The following is a 15733-nucleotide window of genomic DNA, read 5'->3' as shown; positions in this document are numbered from 1 at the left end:
AAATTCCTCCTCATTGCCATATTTGATTAGTTCGTTCTAATCCTGGACATTGCCAAGCTTTTAGCGTTCTCTCCACATCTACTTCAAGTCCTGTAGTTAGAACATTGCTACGTATGTTATAAATCCCCCACTGAATAAATTGACCATAGTTGTGTACATAATTTGATGCAAGCATACCTTGACTAACTTGTGTTCTGGAATACAGATAAGATGATGTGTAAAGTAATATTGCAACTGTTTTTCCTGCTGGAATCTCCACATTACCAGATCCGGCTAACTTGCTATCAGAACTCGTGTATTGGTAAACATTTTTCCATACTATTTTTGAAATACTTGATTTATTAGAATTAGTGTTATCAGGAGTTCCCACAAATAATCCTGCTCCCCCATACTCCGTACTCGAATACGATGATCCAACAAATTCCATTGTCTTATTTATGTTCACATTGGTTGTATTTTTTACAAATACTACTCCAAGTGCAGCATACGGATAATAGTATATCTCATCATAACTACCCGAAAAACTTTTTGTGCATAACTCTCCGTAAATAAATGTTCCTTTACTTCCCTCTATAAAACTTAGTTGTCTTGGCCGATAAAAACTAACGTAATCTGTATTGTACGTATGGCTACCTGCTAGTAATTGCAACATATAGTCGGTTTTTGTTATATCACTACTCCACCTTCCAAGCTCTGTCGTAAAAGTTCCGTGGCCAAAATAATTATTTTTTCTGCCAAGTACACCAAATAAGAAAGGTAATGCTCCAGGTTCAATCATGTGACGCTTTCTTACTTCTTTCATGATTGATGAGCCACTTGGTACATCATTTATGGAGTTAAGCTTGGTTGGTTCTCTGCTCCTGATCTCTTTCATAATTGACGAACCACTTGGCACATCATTCACAGCACGAAAGTTATCTACTAAACCCTTAAGACCATCTTTATGACTGTTACTAATGCTATTTATTGCTGCAATATTGGCATTCTTTCTCGTATCAAGTAGCGATAAATTTGTTGTCCCTTTTTCATCAATTCTCTTTAATAACTGCTTCTCTGATTCAGAGATCACTGCTAAAGAACTAGCTTTTTTATTATCCAGATCAGTTAAGTGTTTTTTTGCACTATCAAGAAGTTCTTTTAGCTTACCATCAGTCATCTGCACAATTTCAGAAACTGCACTTTTGTCGATTATTGATTCCAGTGCTTTAGCAAGATATGCTAATTGATCTGGCGTACTATTTGCTGCTAAATCCCTAAGCCTTTCTTGTAGTGCATCAATTATTTCTTTTACTTTAGTCATTTGCGCAATATCAGAAATAGCTTTTTTACCTATCATCGATTCTAATGATTTAGCAAGGTACGCTAATTGATCAGGTGTGCTATTTGCTGCTAAATCTTTAATTCTTTGATGCAATGCATCTATGGCTTCGTTAGCAATGGTCATTCCAAAAATTCAAAAAAGTCTCAAAATTCAGTCGTTCAAATGCTTTTTTAAGCTTATTGTGCTCATTCTCTCTTTTAGCGATATCTTCATCTATTTTCTTAATTGTAGTACGGATACGAACAACATCCTGCACAGCAATATTCTCTGGATGAGGCAGTGGATACCCTCTGCTTGTTTTATCATCTGACATTCTGCTAAGTGATAATGATTCGTAGATTTTTGACTTTAGGACGATAGACAACTGTTCCACTTAAAACTAATTTTATCCTTGTCTCATTACCATTAAAGTTTGTTAGCACATGAGTTCTCTCTACCCAATTTTCCCCTATTGGTTTTCCCGAGGTTAAATTTACTAGCTGCCATTCTTTGACGCTTTTCTGCACATATGCTTTTACGTCTGCAGTGCCAGGTATTAGCGCATCATATGTTATGGTAATTTTAGTGTTAGCTCCTGCTGTAATGCTTCTTGTAACATAATCTCCTTTTTCCCCTATATTACCCATAACTAGCTGTAACCCAGGATATAGCACTGGACTTTTTTCTTTTGACCCTTTTAAATTTGCCTTTACTGTTAACTCTCCAGATAGTCTTTCACGCAGCGCGAGCGACAAGTTATCAGATAGAAAATTTTCTTTTCCCTCTTCATCTATCAGAATAAATTCTACATTGGTATCAAATGCTACTTTTTCGACGTTCGTCAAAACAATTAAATCTGATACATTATTTACAGTAACTTTGCCCAGATCAATAACGTGAGAACTTTCGCTAAATTTTGCAGCTAGTAATCGAAACGTTAAATCTAAATTCTGATGCGGTGTCCAGGTACTTGCATTGCTAGATGACAGTAATACTCCTACTTGATATGGTTGACTTGTTACCCAACGGCTATTTACTGCATCATACTTGCCAAGCTCTGCTATTTTGACTGTTGTCTCTGAATCATCGGTAAGTAAAACTATTGCATACTCTTCTCCTGCATGGCAAAACACTGGTGACCAAGTAATACGTGTTGCCGTGCCATCTATCTTTATATCTTTTGGCTCAATATAGCTTTCAGCAATGACAGTTTGTGAGGGCATTCCTACTGCCGTTTCTCTAATCTGCACAACAACACGTTTTTTGCCTTTATTTATAAACCATAAGTCTAGACCTCCTATGTGTCTGCTTTCATTTAGAGTAAATGTTTGCGCTAAAGGATCAACTCGTCTTGCTGCGATAACTCTTCTTCTCTCTTCTATGGTAATAGTTTTTTTACCAGTATAAGTTGCTTCTCCATAGCTTCCTTTATCCCCGTAAAACTGTACTAATTTAGTACCTGCTGGAATATTTGCTGGGATTTTTATTTTTCCACTTATTTGTCCTTGATTTTCCACTTTTTTTCTTTTTATTTTTACATAGGTTGGATAATGATGCCGTCAAATTTTACTTCTTTAAGCCTTTCACCTAGCTCAAAACCTTCAATTTCAAAATCTTGTACTGCTTCTCTCATAAATTCAGCTTCGTATGAAGTACTTGACAGCAATTCTGTTGTTTCTTTAACATTAAATACTCTAGTTACTGGACTTTTCCAATGAGTGATAACCTCTGTCCAGTGGTCAATGTTTTTATTTAGAGTAATTTGTGCCGGGACTGGATCAAAAGCTTGGTATGGATTGATCTTTTCTCCTTTAGTCTGTAAAAGCTGCTCCAGTACCGGTTCAAGTTTATAAGGCAAAAGATATCTTTCCCCACCTTTTTCAATATCTGCAACTTCTACATCTATTGGCAGAACTAGCTCTCTATTTACTATTGCTGCAGACTGCGAAATTCCTTGATCACGCATATCATCGTCAAAAAACGAATCAACAAATACTCCTTTTTTGGTAGTAGGTTCTCTTGAATTTGCATCACTGCGTAAACGTTCCTGTGCAACAAGAGCATAAAGATCATTTATTCCTTTTTTCATTGCTTCAAGCTCATTCATCGGTACAGCATGAATAGCATTATTCACTATTTTTACCCCTTCGCCTTTTTTCCACGTCTGATGAATGTAGCAGAGCAAAAGTTGTCCACTAGGCGCTCTAGGCATTGATGGTCGCCAAGGGTGAGAAATTCCTTTTATTCTTCTTACCACTCCTTTGCTATCGATAGTAATTAAATCAAAGCGGGGCATTTTCCAGGTGTAATCAATCAAAACCAGACTGTTATCAACTGCTCCTTTTACTTTACATCCCTCTTCACTTATATCTTCAGGGCTTACATGAGTGCGACAGCGATAGGTTATTAGGTAACTACTTCCAGGAGCTGGTTCTTTGCTGGGTAATGACCAATCAACGTTTCCTGCATTTAACTTATAGTCTGTACTATTTTCATAAATAACATTGCCTTGTTTAATTTGAATAATCTCAAGTACCGCAGAGTCAGGTATTGGATCAACAGCTCCTGAATATGAACCATGAGTAATGGTAATGGTTTTTTGAACGGTTATATCTACTTTTTTGATTTCACTTATTGGAAAATCATTAACTTTAAGTTCCATTACTCTTTGGCTATTTGGCTGAAAAGTATGTGGTTCTGATTCAACTGATTTTATATCCGGATCTTCATCAAAAGAAACACGAATACTGTGAGGAAGTTCAATCTCATAGCCATCAACATGAGCTTTACCCTCATTAATCACAAATATTTTTTTTCCTCCTTCTCCCTCTTCCTTTTGCAGGAACATTACTTCAAGACCATTTACGACGTAGGAACCATTTGCCTCTTTGTCATAACGAGCAAGAGCAGTAGTTACTATATTTGCTTGTGGTGGTGGTGAATGTTCTATCAATACTCCATTTTCAATATTGTAAATTGGGTAAAATTCGCCATTTGTAGAGTTAACAGTAACACTTTCTACTTGGTATCCCCAAATGGTGGAAACTTTAAGCCTTGCTGCCCCTACTTCTTGATAATTACGTGTACCAACAGCAGGATCACGAAGATTTTCGTCCTCAAGTTCTGTAATCGTAGATTCTAGATAATAAACACCGATACGCACTGTGGTACTCAGTGGAATAACAAACTCTTTTGCTTCTACTTTTCTAACTGCTCCACGAAGATAGATTTTTCCTGACTCAAGTGTAACTTTACCAGCTTCCCCATCTATAATACAATTGCTTCTTGTTATAACATCGCCATCACGAAATATTGCATCGCCTATACCTTTAAGCTTAGAGAGAGCATATTCCTGAGTCTCGTTTAGTTCTGCAGACTGTAGACCTCTTCCTGCAAGAAATAAGCTTTTTTCGTATTCTTTGTCAGGATTAAAGCGATTATAATAGCTATTCAAAGTCATTCTTTTCCCCTCTTCAGAATGTAACGACAAAGGCAAAAGTTTCCCGGGTTGCTGCGGTTCTGATCAGTGGTACCGTGTGTTCTAAAACTAACAAAATTCCAGGATTTTCCACGTCTTTTGGCTCAAAATATCTCTGTCCAGGAGGTGCTTTCTCCTTTACCTTTGTACCAACCATAACCCCGAGTTCCCTGATAACTTGATTTGCTGCGTCCGTGAAATCGAAAGTAAATTTGAGAAAAAGATTATTAGTTGGTACATTTGAGGGCCTAAACCTTCCAGAAGGAGTTATAAGTTCGCCGTTTTCATCACCTGTGCAGAATAGCACTTCATCTGCAGTACGTCTGCCAAGCTCATTGAGCAGTTTTTGAGATGTAATGGACTCTGGTGGTGTGTCTTGAATGTATTCTATAGTTACTGTACTATTCTCTACAATAGAGCTGTTTTTCGTACGTTTTATTATACCACTACTGCTCTCAACTATATAGTCAATACTGGATTGATACACTGTTTGTCCTGTAAAAACCCTTACATCTTTAATAGTATGGTGATCTAGAGCTATTTCATCCTCAACAAAAACTTTTTCGACTTGATGACTACTTTCCCAATTGGCATCACCACTGCCCCAAGCAAGATGTATTGGTTGCTCTTTTATGCTTGCTGCTATTGCTGCTCTTCCTGACTGTGTAAGAATTGACATTTGAAAATTTGACTCCTGTATATATATTCACCAAAATTACAAAAACTGTTCAGTTTTTTTAGGAAAATTCTTCTTTTATTTCATAATAAATTTTTGTTGACTAATCTTTAATCTATTTTAGACATAATATATTTACTTTTAGATATATGATAGCTAGTGAGGAATTTTGGGAAAATAATTTAGAAATGCCAGTATCCTTTTTGCTTAAGGACTTTCAAAATCCAAGTTTACGTGAAAGTTGGCTTAATTCTCTTTCTGGTAGACAATTAAGTGTGATTTTTAACCACTATTTTCAGAATAAGCAAAATAGGCAATTATTTAAAGACTACGAAAAATCCGATGATATTTCAACTCAGCAAAAGCGTAAGATGCTTATTAAAATTTCTGAATCTCTGTTTGATTATTACTTAGTCAATCGTTTTAGTCGTGCAAAATCAGAAACAACTATAGCTGAAGTAGCACAGTCTGTATTAAGCCAAGATCTTCTGAAATCATTTCTGTTGCAAAATAACAAATATGACAAAAAGTCCTTGTTGTTTACTCTCTTTATAATTAATCATAACTTACTGAAACAAATTTTCTGCTTTAATCAAGTGCAGAAAAAAGGTTTTTTACCTTTCGTATTAAAAAATCCTCCAAGACAAAAGTCCACTTCATTTAAGGATTTTTTATCAAAAAGTACGATACAGGAAATATTAAAACAGCATGATCTATTCGAAAATGATAGTTTTGAAAGTCAGTTTCAAGAACTCTTTTACTACCAAAATAGTATTTACTTATTTATACGACGTGCTAGTAAAGATGAAGATTTGGTAATGAGTTCAAATAAGGTAATACACGGTTATAAACCTAGTAGAATTATTATTGACTTTGCTTTAAATGCTAACCAAGTAAATCTATCTATTCAAAGTTTTGATCAAGGATTAAAAATAGCAAATAAAATAGTAAGCTGTTATTTTCAACGAGAATGTTCATTTACTAACATGCGCCACCAAAATACAACAGCACAAGTGAGTACTTTTTTGAATGACTGTGTAAAACAACATGTACCTGATATTCGCCTATTTGAATTGAAATTTGGTCCATCTAAATCTAAAACTAATCTTACGTTAAACACGGATAATATTGAAGAGTGGTTGCAGAAGATAGAGCCTTCGGTTGGTAGTGTACTGCATGATGTTTCGCTTGTTCAGCATATCAAAGTATTGTTCAAAAGTAAAAAAGTTACTTTATCCTTTCAGACAGACACGCAATACGCAAATTATATAGAAATTGATTACTCAGAATATGTTCTCAATAGAAAAGAACGAGATGATTTTAAGTCTTTAATTAGAGATAGCTATGGAATTACCGTTTTGTCGAAAACACTCTCAAGATATTGATACTATGTTAGTAAATAGGTCCTGGGTAGATCCTGATGAGAACTATATAGATGCTGCAGAGTATCTCAACCAGATTGATTTTGTTAAACTTGAGAAGCATTACTTCGTTATTTGCGCTAATGATTTAGATCTTGATTTTCCAAATATACAAAATCCTTATTGCAAAAACGAGGTTATCATTTCTCATGATTTTGATGAAGAGTGTGATGATCTAGCTTGCGAGGATTGTGGTCGTGATATTTTTCCTGATACTTATAAAAAACAGCGTTATCTTGTGCTTTCAATTAAACTTAATACGGAAAAAATTATAAGTTGGTTTGAAAAACTATTAATAGGGCTCATATGGGAAAAGGCGGCAAATGGGATATATCATATAAGCTTTAAAAGTAAAATAGTAAGCGTTATTATACCAACTTTATGTACTGATAAGTCATATTTAACTGTAGATAGGTTAAGAACTAATGTTGCTGTTCTTATAACTTTTGGAAAGGCAGACTTAAAAATATTGTTAAGCCTATACACTGTTTCCATGGCTGATTTAATTTGTAAACATCAAACTCTAAATCAAATACTAAGCGAAGCAGTTGAAAAAGGAGTACCAGAGCTATTACCTAATGTTTCTTTTCAAGCATTCCCTTATGTTCCACTGCAAGAAACAACTCTTCCAGAAAAAAAGATACTGCGATTAAAAGTTGAAGATAATACTATTTATGTTAATGACATTGAAATTATAGGCAAACAAGCAATTTCGAGCATCCGCATCTTTAGAGTATTACTTAAACAATTTTTGCGTGACTTGGAAGCAGTTAAAGAATATAAATTTCTTAGTATCATTCAAATAGCAGATAGTTTAGGTATTGAAGACCCAGAACAGCAAGTACGCAGACCTCTTAACAGAATGCAAAAAACAATAGCAGAAAAGCTAGCTAGCACCTTGGGACTAAATATAAAACGCGATGATGTGATACAAGCGTGTAACTGGTCAGGCTATCGGCTTAATCCATCTACCATTAACTTAAGTGCTAGCTAGCCCTATTGCTAAAAACAGTCTAATGGTAACATAACTTTAACGCGTCTGTTATTTCTTGGTACTTCTTTTTCACGAAATTTTATATAACCTTCAGTAACTAAGGCATTAATATATCTAAGAATAGAATGATGACTCTTAAGACCATTCAAAAAAATAGCAAAATTGGGTTTTAGTAAAAAAGCGTCCCTTACTCGCTTCCTCATTAATTAACTGTAAAACAGTATCATATTCTCTCTTCCAGCGTATGGTTCCTTTATGTTTAGTAATACCAATTCCCACTATGCAAAGAACAGATAGACAATAATGGGAAAGAAGTGATAATAAAGTAGATAAAATAGAGAGGTATAAATGGCATTAAGGTCAAAACTATTAGACGAAAAAGTTGTAAATTTGGCGAAAGAAATGTTAAAAAAGGTCAGAAATAACGCATATGTTTCAAAAAAGTTACAAGCGGTGATAGCAGGAAAAGAAAGTAGTATAAGCGCTGTGGCAAGAATATGTAAAATTTCAAGGACTGCTTTGACTGAATGGATAAAGCATCTAAAATTTGGTAGAGTAGAAAGATTATTTGCCCCGTCTCAGCGGCGAAGAAAAAGCAAATTAAAGAAAAATCAACGTGAGCAAATTGAAATATGGGTAGAAAGAAATCCAAATATTACTATTAAGGAAGTGCAGATAAAAATCTCAGAGGAATTTGGCCTAAACATTAGCAAATCAACAGTGCACCGTGAGATACAAAGGATGAAATTTTCTTATATAACACCGAGGCCAATGCACCATAAACAAGATAAAAACAAGCAAGAAGAGTTTAAAAAATACTTCAATAAAATAGTCAATTCCCACCCTGAAAAAGAGGTGTTTTTTTGATGAATCACGATTTGGAACTCATTCAAAAATCGGACACGGATGGTTTAAAAAAGGGGTCAGAACGCAGGTTAAAATGAAAATTGGTAGACAAAATTTCTATATCTACAGTGCGGTAAATCCAAGAAGTGGTAAGAAAATCAGCCTACTTGCTCCATATGTAAACACTGATTGTATGAATATATTTCTGGAGCAGATGTCGAAAGATTTAGGCACGAAAAAAGCCTTTCTTGTAATGGATTGTGCAAGTTGGCATAGATCAAAAAGTTTGAAATTTCAGGAAAACATTACCATTATATACTTGCCTCCTTATTCACCGGAACTGAATCCTGTTGAGAGGTTGTGGCAATATATCAAATACAATACTTTACGTAACAGAGTCTACGATACCATAGGCTTACTTGCAGATGTTCTGTGTAATTTTATTGTCAGTATTTCCAGCACTACTATTAAACGAGTTTGTAATGTTTCTTATTTGTTCGATTAGTAATGGAATTTGGTATAAGTAATTCTTTAACAAGGTTTATGTCACTTATAATTGAACTCAAAAATTCAGCTATATCCCCGTTTTTATCTTTAGAAACCTGTTGTTCAGCATTCATATCACTAATACCAGGCGATAAATAAGACAGACATTCTTTAAATCAATAGTGTTTTTTGGGATTTATTCATCTATAAAAATTGTTTCAAATAAACACAGCAGCTTTAGAAAGGTATCCAATCACGCTCAGTATTTTGATGTTGCTCTTGAGTAATAACCGTAGCAATCTTGTTTTTCTCTCCATATCGATCAGCCTCAATACCAACTTTTGCAGTAAACTCTAACCCATTAAAATCAGCTATAGAGTTGACTTTTCTAGCAATAACTGCTTTTTCTGAAGTGTCATTTGAATGAATGTTCCGTGCTGACTCTAAAATACTTCTAAGCATAGAACGACCCATTTCTCCCCAAGTATCTTCTCCTTCAACGCTTGCTTTGCCACTTTTAATACCAATTACTTGATAAATCTTACGTTTTGCATATGGACCTTCAGTGACAGTAAATTCAGCGTTTAAATAGATGCTACCAGTAGTGTAGCTTTTCGTGAACCAATTCTCATAACCTCCAGGCTTTATTGCCATTTTTACCTTGACTATTGTACCTTTCGGTATTAAACTGCTTTGCAGTTTTGCGTTATTAAAATCAGTTAAAAAATCTGCTAGCATATTGTCTCCTATAAATTAAGTAAAAAAAGAATCAACTCCATTGGTCTACGAGTTGCCAATTGCCATTTATCTTATCGACAAGTTTGTTTGGTACACGTTCACCATTACGAAGCTCAAATACTATTTGACGGGTAGTGCTTTCTTCATCATGAGAAAACATCACCATGCCAGTACTGTAGAATCCTCTTAAAGATCCAGCACCGCTTAAACCCTGAAATGGATCTTCTTCTAACATTTTTTTGGATAGTTTTTTTGTATGGTGGGTGAGTATTATGCCTGAATCTGGATTGATAACATTTCTCAGTCTTTCAAGTGTTTTTTGCAAGAAGAATAACATAGCGCTATTGTCGTTTTCATTGCCATATTCACTTGAGTTAAAAATGTTACGAAGAGGGTCAATCGCAATAATATCAGGTTTAAAACGCTCTTTGACAACATTTTTGATTTCATCTATTTCTTCACTGCTAAATGATAATTGCACTCTTGGCGTGATAATTAAGTTATTGGCAGCTATGTCCAAAAGCTCTTTATTCAGTTGAAGTTGTTGCAACCGTTCTTTCATATATTCATATTCAATTTCAGTTTGCATGTAGAAAATTTTCAAAGGTTTATTTGGTGTCATACCGAGAAATGATCTACCAGCAGCCATGTGGACGAGCCATGAAATTAGAAAATCGCTTTTGCCAATTTTAGGAGGGCCACCCAGTACTAATAGACCTCTTTTTGTCAGAATCCTTGGTGAGATTATATCTTCTGGTATCGGTGATTGATCATCCAAATATTCTTTCACACTGAAAAAGGGAACTTTTTGACCGATATTGAAAAAGCTTTGTTCCATAATAATTATTCTCCAATTTTTAATTAAGCAATAGGAGCCAAAGTTTTGGCTTTAATTTTCGCAAGTAATTTACCCAGATGCGGTTCTTCAACCATATTCAGGCAGCCACTGCGGTCTTTAGCTGGATATCCCCAAGAGTTAATAGTCTGACAGACAAATGAACGTTTCTCTGTGCCATCATCTTTCTTGATTCCAACCATACTAATTACTTCATCAACAATACCTGGAATTTCACTAGCAGTTTTAGCCCCTTCACATTGAGGTAACCAAGTTGGACGATTGCAGTCATCAAGATATTGACCTAATGTGCCAACTATGATAATGTCTTTATCTCTGATGTGTTGAAATTGATTGAGCCAAGCCATCATCTCTTGAGCAAGTGTGCCATAAGCAGCTCTTTTATCTTCTCTCCCTGATCTATCTGAAAAAGCTTCAGGTTGCATTCTTGCCCATAATAGACATAAACGTGAGGCAACGGTTATACTATCCACAAAGATGCATCGGTATTTAGAAACTTTAGAAAGAAGATCTTTGTGCTTGCTACAGACATGCTCATAGTGTTTTTGACTATACGCTTGATCAGACCTTAATGCAGGATTAGGACCACCAATAAGACAAGCAATGTCTCTGGCCTCATTCCAAGTGCGCATATTGATTGAATCTCCTTTCCAGTCTTGTACAGCTAGAAGTCCTGCTTCAAAATCAAGGCAAAGTGTTGTTGATTCATCGAGAGTTTTGAGTAAGCTAGTTTTACCAATTCCATAAGGGCCAAAGATTACTATCTTCACACCTGTGACTATTTTTGCTCTTTCTTCGCTGTTTATTATTTTCATGTTTTTACCTATATGCACTTATATATAAATTCACCAAATTTCAAAAAACTGTTCAATTTTTCTTATGCTTTTTTCCGTAAACAGGTGCAAATTTAGATCGCATTTTCTTGAAAATGTTGTACAAAGTAGTCCGTGACATATTGTTCATGTCTGCAACTTCAGCAATGCTGTGATGTTTAAGTTGTTCACATAAAACTTGCCACTTCTTTGGTAATTTTGAAATAATTTGCTCAACATCAATACGTAGTATCGTTTCATCTTCAAAGCAGTAACTTTCTTGTTGCACATTATTTTCAAGCTTAGGAGTAGTACGTGAGTGTTTACGGACTAGATTATTAATACGATTTTTAACAACTTGCTTAGCAAAGGTTGAAAGACTGCCCTTAGTTTTATCATACTGATCTATGCATGAAAGAAACTCACAGAAGAGGTCTTGTTCTATGTCTTCAATATCTTGATCAGTAAGCGATTTATAATATTTTGCGTAAAATTTTATTAAATTAACAACTTTAGGATCAATACCTGAATAAGAGTTTCGAGATTTCATAAGATGTGTCCTTAAATGAAAGACTTAAGGATGAAACTTTCTTAGTAAATATTGTAGGACATGAAAAAAATACCTCAGACAATCGTGAGTTTTTTACCCTCTGAAAACCTGGAATCTTTTTTCAAACCTCAGACACTCAAAACTTTGATCAGACAATGCACCTACGAACTGAACAGTTTTTGTAAATCCAGTGAATATATAGAACAAGACTTTCAACTTACAGGTAATTTCATGAGTGATTCATACAATGTTCAAGAACTTAAAGCACAACTTCTATTAAACTTAAGATCTTGTCTTTTGTACTTGCTACCTAACGGAACTTTTCACAAAAATGAGTTTCAAGTAGGTGATATATGGGGTAATAAAGGAAAAAGTTTAAGAGTAGAACTAAGTGGCAGTAGAGCCGGGTTATGGAATGATTTTGCAACTGGAGAAGGTGGTGACATTATCGACCTTTGGGCAGCTGTACATAGAAAGAATGCAAGGACAGAGTTTCCTGAGGTAATAGCTTCAATAAGTGAATGGCTCGGAAATAATAAAAAATACAGAGAGAAACAATATGTTGATGAAGACTTTGAGAAATTCATTACCCAAAGTTGGAATTATTATGATGAAAATGGTCAGGTGATTGTAAAAGTTTATCGTTCTGATCCTCCTGGAAAGAAAAAAGTATACAAGCCTTTTGATATCAAACAATCTAAGTTTGCATCACCAGAAATAAGGCCTCTATATAATATTCCAGAAATCTTAAAGTCTGATAAAATTGTTCTGGTGGAAGGGGAAAAATGTGCAGAAGCGCTGATAGAGAAGGGAATAACTGCAACAACAGCGATGTCTGGAGCAAATGCACCTATTGAGAAAACTGATTGGACTCCGCTAAAAGGTAAACACATTATTATATGGCCAGATAATGATGAAGCAGGTAAGAAATATGCTAAAAATGCTGAAAAAAAGCTTTTAGAAATCGGAGTTGAATCACTTGTTGTTCTTAATATTCCACAAAATAAAACAAAAGGCTGGGATGCTGCTGATTGTGTAGAGGAAGGTATAGATGTCAAAGAGTTTTTAACTTCAACTCCATGTATAAATTTACCTGCTACTGATATTCCAACTACTGATACTTCAAATATGAAAAGTTTAGAAAGACCCATAAAACAGCCACTTAATATTTTAGATTGGAGTGCAGAGCGCTTTGTAGGTCCAGTACCAGAGCAAAAATTTCTTGTTGAAGGGATATTTCCTTTGGGCGTTACTTCAATAGTTGCTGCTATGGGAGACACAGGAAAAGGAATGCTGCTACTTGATTTGGCTCTCAAAGTTGTAAATGATACAGATCAAATATGTGGTTTTGGTTCGCTTGTGACTGAACATGGATCAGTGGTAGTCTTTTTAGCAGAAGATGATGCAGGTGAAGTACATCGCCGCTTAGAACGACTTGACCCTAAATGTGAAAGATTAAAATATAAAGACAAACTATTTATTGTACCACTGCCAAACGTCAGAGGATCACTTACAATACTAAGAAACGTTCGTGGTAAAGTTGTCGAAGTTTCTCCTGAATTCGAATCTATAATAAAACAGCTCGAGAAAATTAAAGATCTGAAATTGATAGTATTTGATCCACTTGCTTAATTTATCCATGCAGATATAAATGCTGACCCAGCTGTAGGGGATTATCTGATGTGTCTATTGTCTGATCTAGCAAATAGTACTGGAGCTTCAATTGTTACTGCTCACCACATGAGAAAACCAAAAGGAGAAAAACCTATACTAACTGTTGAACAAGCAAGAGATGCAATAAGAGGTACCTCTGCTCTTGTTAATGGTGTTAGATGCTCATACGCTTTTTGGCCAATAGAAAATACAGCTAGGCTAGAGATCTTTAAGGCAGTAGGAGAAACACCAAGACAGAATGCTTTATTTCATGGGGCAGTTGTGAAGGCCAATGGGTTAGCTGATCGTACTGTAAGAACTTACCTAAGAAATCAGGAAACAGGGCTACTAGAAGATATAACAATACAACTAACAGTTAAAAATACTAGTGAAAAAGACCTTAAAATATGTCTTATCGATGCAGTTACACGATCTGCTGCTTCAGGGCATCCATTTACTCACACAGGAAGCACAGGAGTATATAATACCAAATTCCATTACTAATCGAACAAATAAGAAACATTACAAACTCGTTTAATAGTAGTGCTGGAAATACTGACAATAAAATTACACAGAACATCTGCAAGTAAGCCTATGGTATCGTAGACTCTGTTACGTAAAGTATTGTATTTGATATATTGCCACAACCTCTCAACAGGATTCAGTTCCGGTGAATAAGGAGGCAAGTATATAATGGTAATGTTTTCCTGAAATTTCAAACTTTTTGATCTATGCCAACTTGCACAATCCATTACAAGAAAGGCTTTTTTCGTGCCTAAATCTTTCGACATCTGCTCCAGAAATATATTCATACAATCAGTGTTTACATATGGAGCAAGTAGGCTGATTTTCTTACCACTTCTTGGATTTACCGCACTGTAGATATAGAAATTTTGTCTACCAATTTTCATTTTAACCTGCGTTCTGACCCCTTTTTTAAACCATCCGTGTCCGATTTTTGAATGAGTTCCAAATCGTGATTCATCAAAAAAACACCTCTTTTTCAGGGTGGGAATTGACTATTTTATTGAAGTATTTTTTAAACTCTTCTTGCTTGTTTTTATCTTGTTTATGGTGCATTGGCCTCGGTGTTATATAAGAAAATTTCATCCTTTGTATCTCACGGTGCACTGTTGATTTGCTAATGTTTAGGCCAAATTCCTCTGAGATTTTTATCTGCACTTCCTTAATAGTAATATTTGGATTTCTTTCTACCCATATTTCAATTTGCTCACGTTGATTTTTCTTTAATTTGCTTTTTCTTCGCCGCTGAGACGGGGCAAATAATCTTTCTACTCTACCAAATTTTAGATGCTTTATCCATTCAGTCAAAGCAGTCCTTGAAATTTTACATATTCTTGCCACAGCGCTTATACTACTTTCTTTTCCTGCTATCACCGCTTGTAACTTTTTTGAAACATATGCGTTATTTCTGACCTTTTTTAACATTTCTTTCGCCAAATTTACAACTTTTTCGTCTAATAGTTTTGACCTTAATGCCATTTATACCTCTCTATTTTATCTACTTTATTATCACTTCTTTCCCATTATTGTCTATCTGTTCTTTGCATAGTGGGAATTGGTATAAGCAACGCCATAGACTACCTGAAGTTTTTCACAGCATGGGAAGGGATAGACTAGAGCGTATGGTACAGGAACTTTTGCAGGTAAAGCAGTTAGTTAAAGTGATGTCTACAGGTTCAAGAGAGGATAAGTGGCTTGACATTCCAACTGGACCATTTGCTTGTGGTATAGGAAAATTCACTCTTGGAGCTGAAGATTTTAGCTATAGGGAAAATTTAATGTTAGGATAAGTCTTTTTTTATGGGTAAAAATATTTTAGAGTTTACCCAGTTTTCTCTATTGCCATTTCAATCTATATAGCTACTATCAATTTACATCCACTCAACTAGAACTTAGCAC

General features: G+C 35.1%; 15 protein-coding genes and 1 pseudogene. 6 read left to right on the top strand and 10 right to left on the bottom strand.

Annotated elements, in window-relative coordinates:
- Positions 1-10 precede the first annotated feature (10 nt).
- The 5 genes from OPR35_RS05195 to OPR35_RS05175 are packed head-to-tail and all read right to left on the bottom strand — an operon-like array spanning position 11 to position 5457.
- On the bottom strand, positions 11-1444 hold the full coding sequence (locus OPR35_RS05195; RefSeq protein WP_265024768.1) for a hypothetical protein: 1434 nt from the start codon (positions 1442-1444) through the stop codon (positions 11-13).
- Positions 1431-1634, bottom strand: coding sequence for a hypothetical protein (locus tag OPR35_RS05190; protein ID WP_114516972.1), 204 nt, complete (start codon positions 1632-1634; stop codon positions 1431-1433). The genes OPR35_RS05195 and OPR35_RS05190 overlap by 14 nt, the downstream gene beginning before the upstream one ends.
- Before the next feature lie 4 nt (positions 1635-1638).
- Positions 1639-2817, bottom strand: a complete 1179-nt coding sequence (locus tag OPR35_RS05185) for a hypothetical protein (protein ID WP_265024767.1) — start codon at positions 2815-2817, stop codon at positions 1639-1641.
- 17 nt (positions 2818-2834) lie between these two features.
- Positions 2835-4760 (bottom strand): DUF4815 domain-containing protein, encoded by a 1926-nt coding sequence (locus tag OPR35_RS05180; protein WP_265024766.1) that lies wholly within the window; start codon positions 4758-4760, stop codon positions 2835-2837.
- 13 nt (positions 4761-4773) lie between these two features.
- Positions 4774-5457: a hypothetical protein gene (locus tag OPR35_RS05175; protein WP_265024765.1), complete on the bottom strand. Its 684-nt coding sequence runs from the start codon at positions 5455-5457 to the stop codon at positions 4774-4776.
- Positions 5458-5603: 146 nt separating this feature from the next.
- Here OPR35_RS05175 and OPR35_RS05170 point away from each other — a divergent pair, with 146 nt between their 5' ends.
- The 3 genes from OPR35_RS05170 to OPR35_RS05160 all read left to right on the top strand — a co-directional run bounded on the left by OPR35_RS05170 (position 5604) and on the right by OPR35_RS05160 (position 9220).
- Complete coding sequence (locus tag OPR35_RS05170) at positions 5604-6839, top strand: hypothetical protein (protein ID WP_265024764.1); 1236 nt, start codon at positions 5604-5606, stop codon at positions 6837-6839.
- Positions 6799-7869, top strand: a complete 1071-nt coding sequence (locus tag OPR35_RS05165; RefSeq protein ID WP_265024763.1) for a hypothetical protein — start codon at positions 6799-6801, stop codon at positions 7867-7869. Before OPR35_RS05170 ends, OPR35_RS05165 begins: the two co-directional genes overlap by 41 nt.
- Positions 7870-8217: 348 nt before the next feature.
- Positions 8218-9220 (top strand): IS630 family transposase gene (locus OPR35_RS05160; RefSeq protein WP_230608967.1). Its coding sequence is split into 2 segments (ribosomal slippage): positions 8218-8727 and positions 8729-9220, totalling 1002 coding nucleotides; the frame shifts between segments, so codons are not numbered across the junction.
- Between the two features lie 218 nt (positions 9221-9438).
- Here OPR35_RS05160 and OPR35_RS05155 read toward each other — a convergent pair.
- From OPR35_RS05155 to OPR35_RS05140, 4 genes are read right to left on the bottom strand one after another with little or no spacing between them, the layout of a single operon-like run.
- Positions 9439-9939, bottom strand: a complete 501-nt coding sequence (locus OPR35_RS05155; protein WP_265024762.1) for a hypothetical protein — start codon at positions 9937-9939, stop codon at positions 9439-9441.
- 31 nt (positions 9940-9970) lie between these two features.
- Positions 9971-10777, bottom strand: a complete 807-nt coding sequence (locus OPR35_RS05150) for a helicase RepA family protein (RefSeq protein WP_265024761.1) — start codon at positions 10775-10777, stop codon at positions 9971-9973.
- Positions 10778-10800: 23 nt separating this feature from the next.
- Entirely contained in the window at positions 10801-11610 is an 810-nt protein-coding gene (locus tag OPR35_RS05145; RefSeq protein WP_265024760.1) for an ATP-binding protein, read from the bottom strand.
- 52 nt (positions 11611-11662) lie between these two features.
- On the bottom strand, positions 11663-12157 hold the full coding sequence (locus tag OPR35_RS05140; protein ID WP_213864031.1) for an RNA polymerase sigma factor: 495 nt from the start codon (positions 12155-12157) through the stop codon (positions 11663-11665).
- A 231-nt stretch (positions 12158-12388) separates the two neighbouring features.
- Here OPR35_RS05140 and OPR35_RS05135 point away from each other — a divergent pair, with 231 nt between their 5' ends.
- A complete protein-coding gene (locus tag OPR35_RS05135; RefSeq protein ID WP_406848670.1) occupies positions 12389-13789 on the top strand; it encodes an AAA family ATPase in 1401 nt (466 codons plus the stop codon).
- A 48-nt stretch (positions 13790-13837) separates the two neighbouring features.
- Positions 13838-14314: a hypothetical protein gene (locus OPR35_RS07465; RefSeq protein WP_406848669.1), complete on the top strand. Its 477-nt coding sequence runs from the start codon at positions 13838-13840 to the stop codon at positions 14312-14314.
- On the opposite strand, the gene OPR35_RS05130 is transcribed toward OPR35_RS07465, so the two are convergent.
- A protein-coding gene (locus OPR35_RS05130) for an IS630 family transposase (RefSeq protein ID WP_230608967.1) occupies positions 14311-15313 on the bottom strand; the annotation gives its coding sequence in 2 pieces (ribosomal slippage) (positions 14311-14802 and positions 14804-15313; 1002 coding nt in all). The genes OPR35_RS07465 and OPR35_RS05130 overlap by 4 nt on opposite strands.
- A 77-nt stretch (positions 15314-15390) precedes the next feature.
- Here OPR35_RS05130 and OPR35_RS05125 point away from each other — a divergent pair.
- A pseudogene (locus OPR35_RS05125) lies at positions 15391-15624 on the top strand (AAA family ATPase); the annotation flags it as partial.
- Positions 15625-15733 lie beyond the last annotated feature (109 nt).

The sequence above is a fragment of the Wolbachia endosymbiont (group B) of Protocalliphora azurea genome (assembly GCF_947251865.1).
GTDB lineage: Bacteria > Pseudomonadota > Alphaproteobacteria > Rickettsiales > Anaplasmataceae > Wolbachia.
Note: the sequence above shows the minus strand (reverse complement) of the source record. Positions and strands in the feature narration are given on the sequence as shown.

Excerpts from the sequence above, each read along its gene's own strand:
- OPR35_RS05145 (WP_265024760.1), bottom strand. The coding sequence starts at position 11,610 with ATGAAAATAATAAACAGCGAAGAAAGAGCAAAAATAGTCACAGGTGTG.
- OPR35_RS05170 (WP_265024764.1), top strand. The coding sequence starts at position 5,604 with ATGATAGCTAGTGAGGAATTTTGGGAAAATAATTTAGAAATGCCAGTA.
- OPR35_RS05135 (WP_406848670.1), top strand. The coding sequence starts at position 12,389 with ATGAGTGATTCATACAATGTTCAAGAACTTAAAGCACAACTTCTATTA.
- OPR35_RS05140 (WP_213864031.1), bottom strand. The coding sequence starts at position 12,157 with ATGAAATCTCGAAACTCTTATTCAGGTATTGATCCTAAAGTTGTTAAT.
- OPR35_RS05155 (WP_265024762.1), bottom strand. The coding sequence starts at position 9,939 with ATGCTAGCAGATTTTTTAACTGATTTTAATAACGCAAAACTGCAAAGC.
- OPR35_RS05190 (WP_114516972.1), bottom strand. The coding sequence starts at position 1,634 with ATGTCAGATGATAAAACAAGCAGAGGGTATCCACTGCCTCATCCAGAG.
- OPR35_RS05150 (WP_265024761.1), bottom strand. The coding sequence starts at position 10,777 with ATGGAACAAAGCTTTTTCAATATCGGTCAAAAAGTTCCCTTTTTCAGT.
- OPR35_RS05165 (WP_265024763.1), top strand. The coding sequence starts at position 6,799 with ATGGAATTACCGTTTTGTCGAAAACACTCTCAAGATATTGATACTATG.
- OPR35_RS05175 (WP_265024765.1), bottom strand. The coding sequence starts at position 5,457 with ATGTCAATTCTTACACAGTCAGGAAGAGCAGCAATAGCAGCAAGCATA.
- OPR35_RS05195 (WP_265024768.1), bottom strand. The coding sequence starts at position 1,444 with ATGACCATTGCTAACGAAGCCATAGATGCATTGCATCAAAGAATTAAA.
- OPR35_RS07465 (WP_406848669.1), top strand. The coding sequence starts at position 13,838 with ATGTGTCTATTGTCTGATCTAGCAAATAGTACTGGAGCTTCAATTGTT.
- OPR35_RS05180 (WP_265024766.1), bottom strand. The coding sequence starts at position 4,760 with ATGACTTTGAATAGCTATTATAATCGCTTTAATCCTGACAAAGAATAC.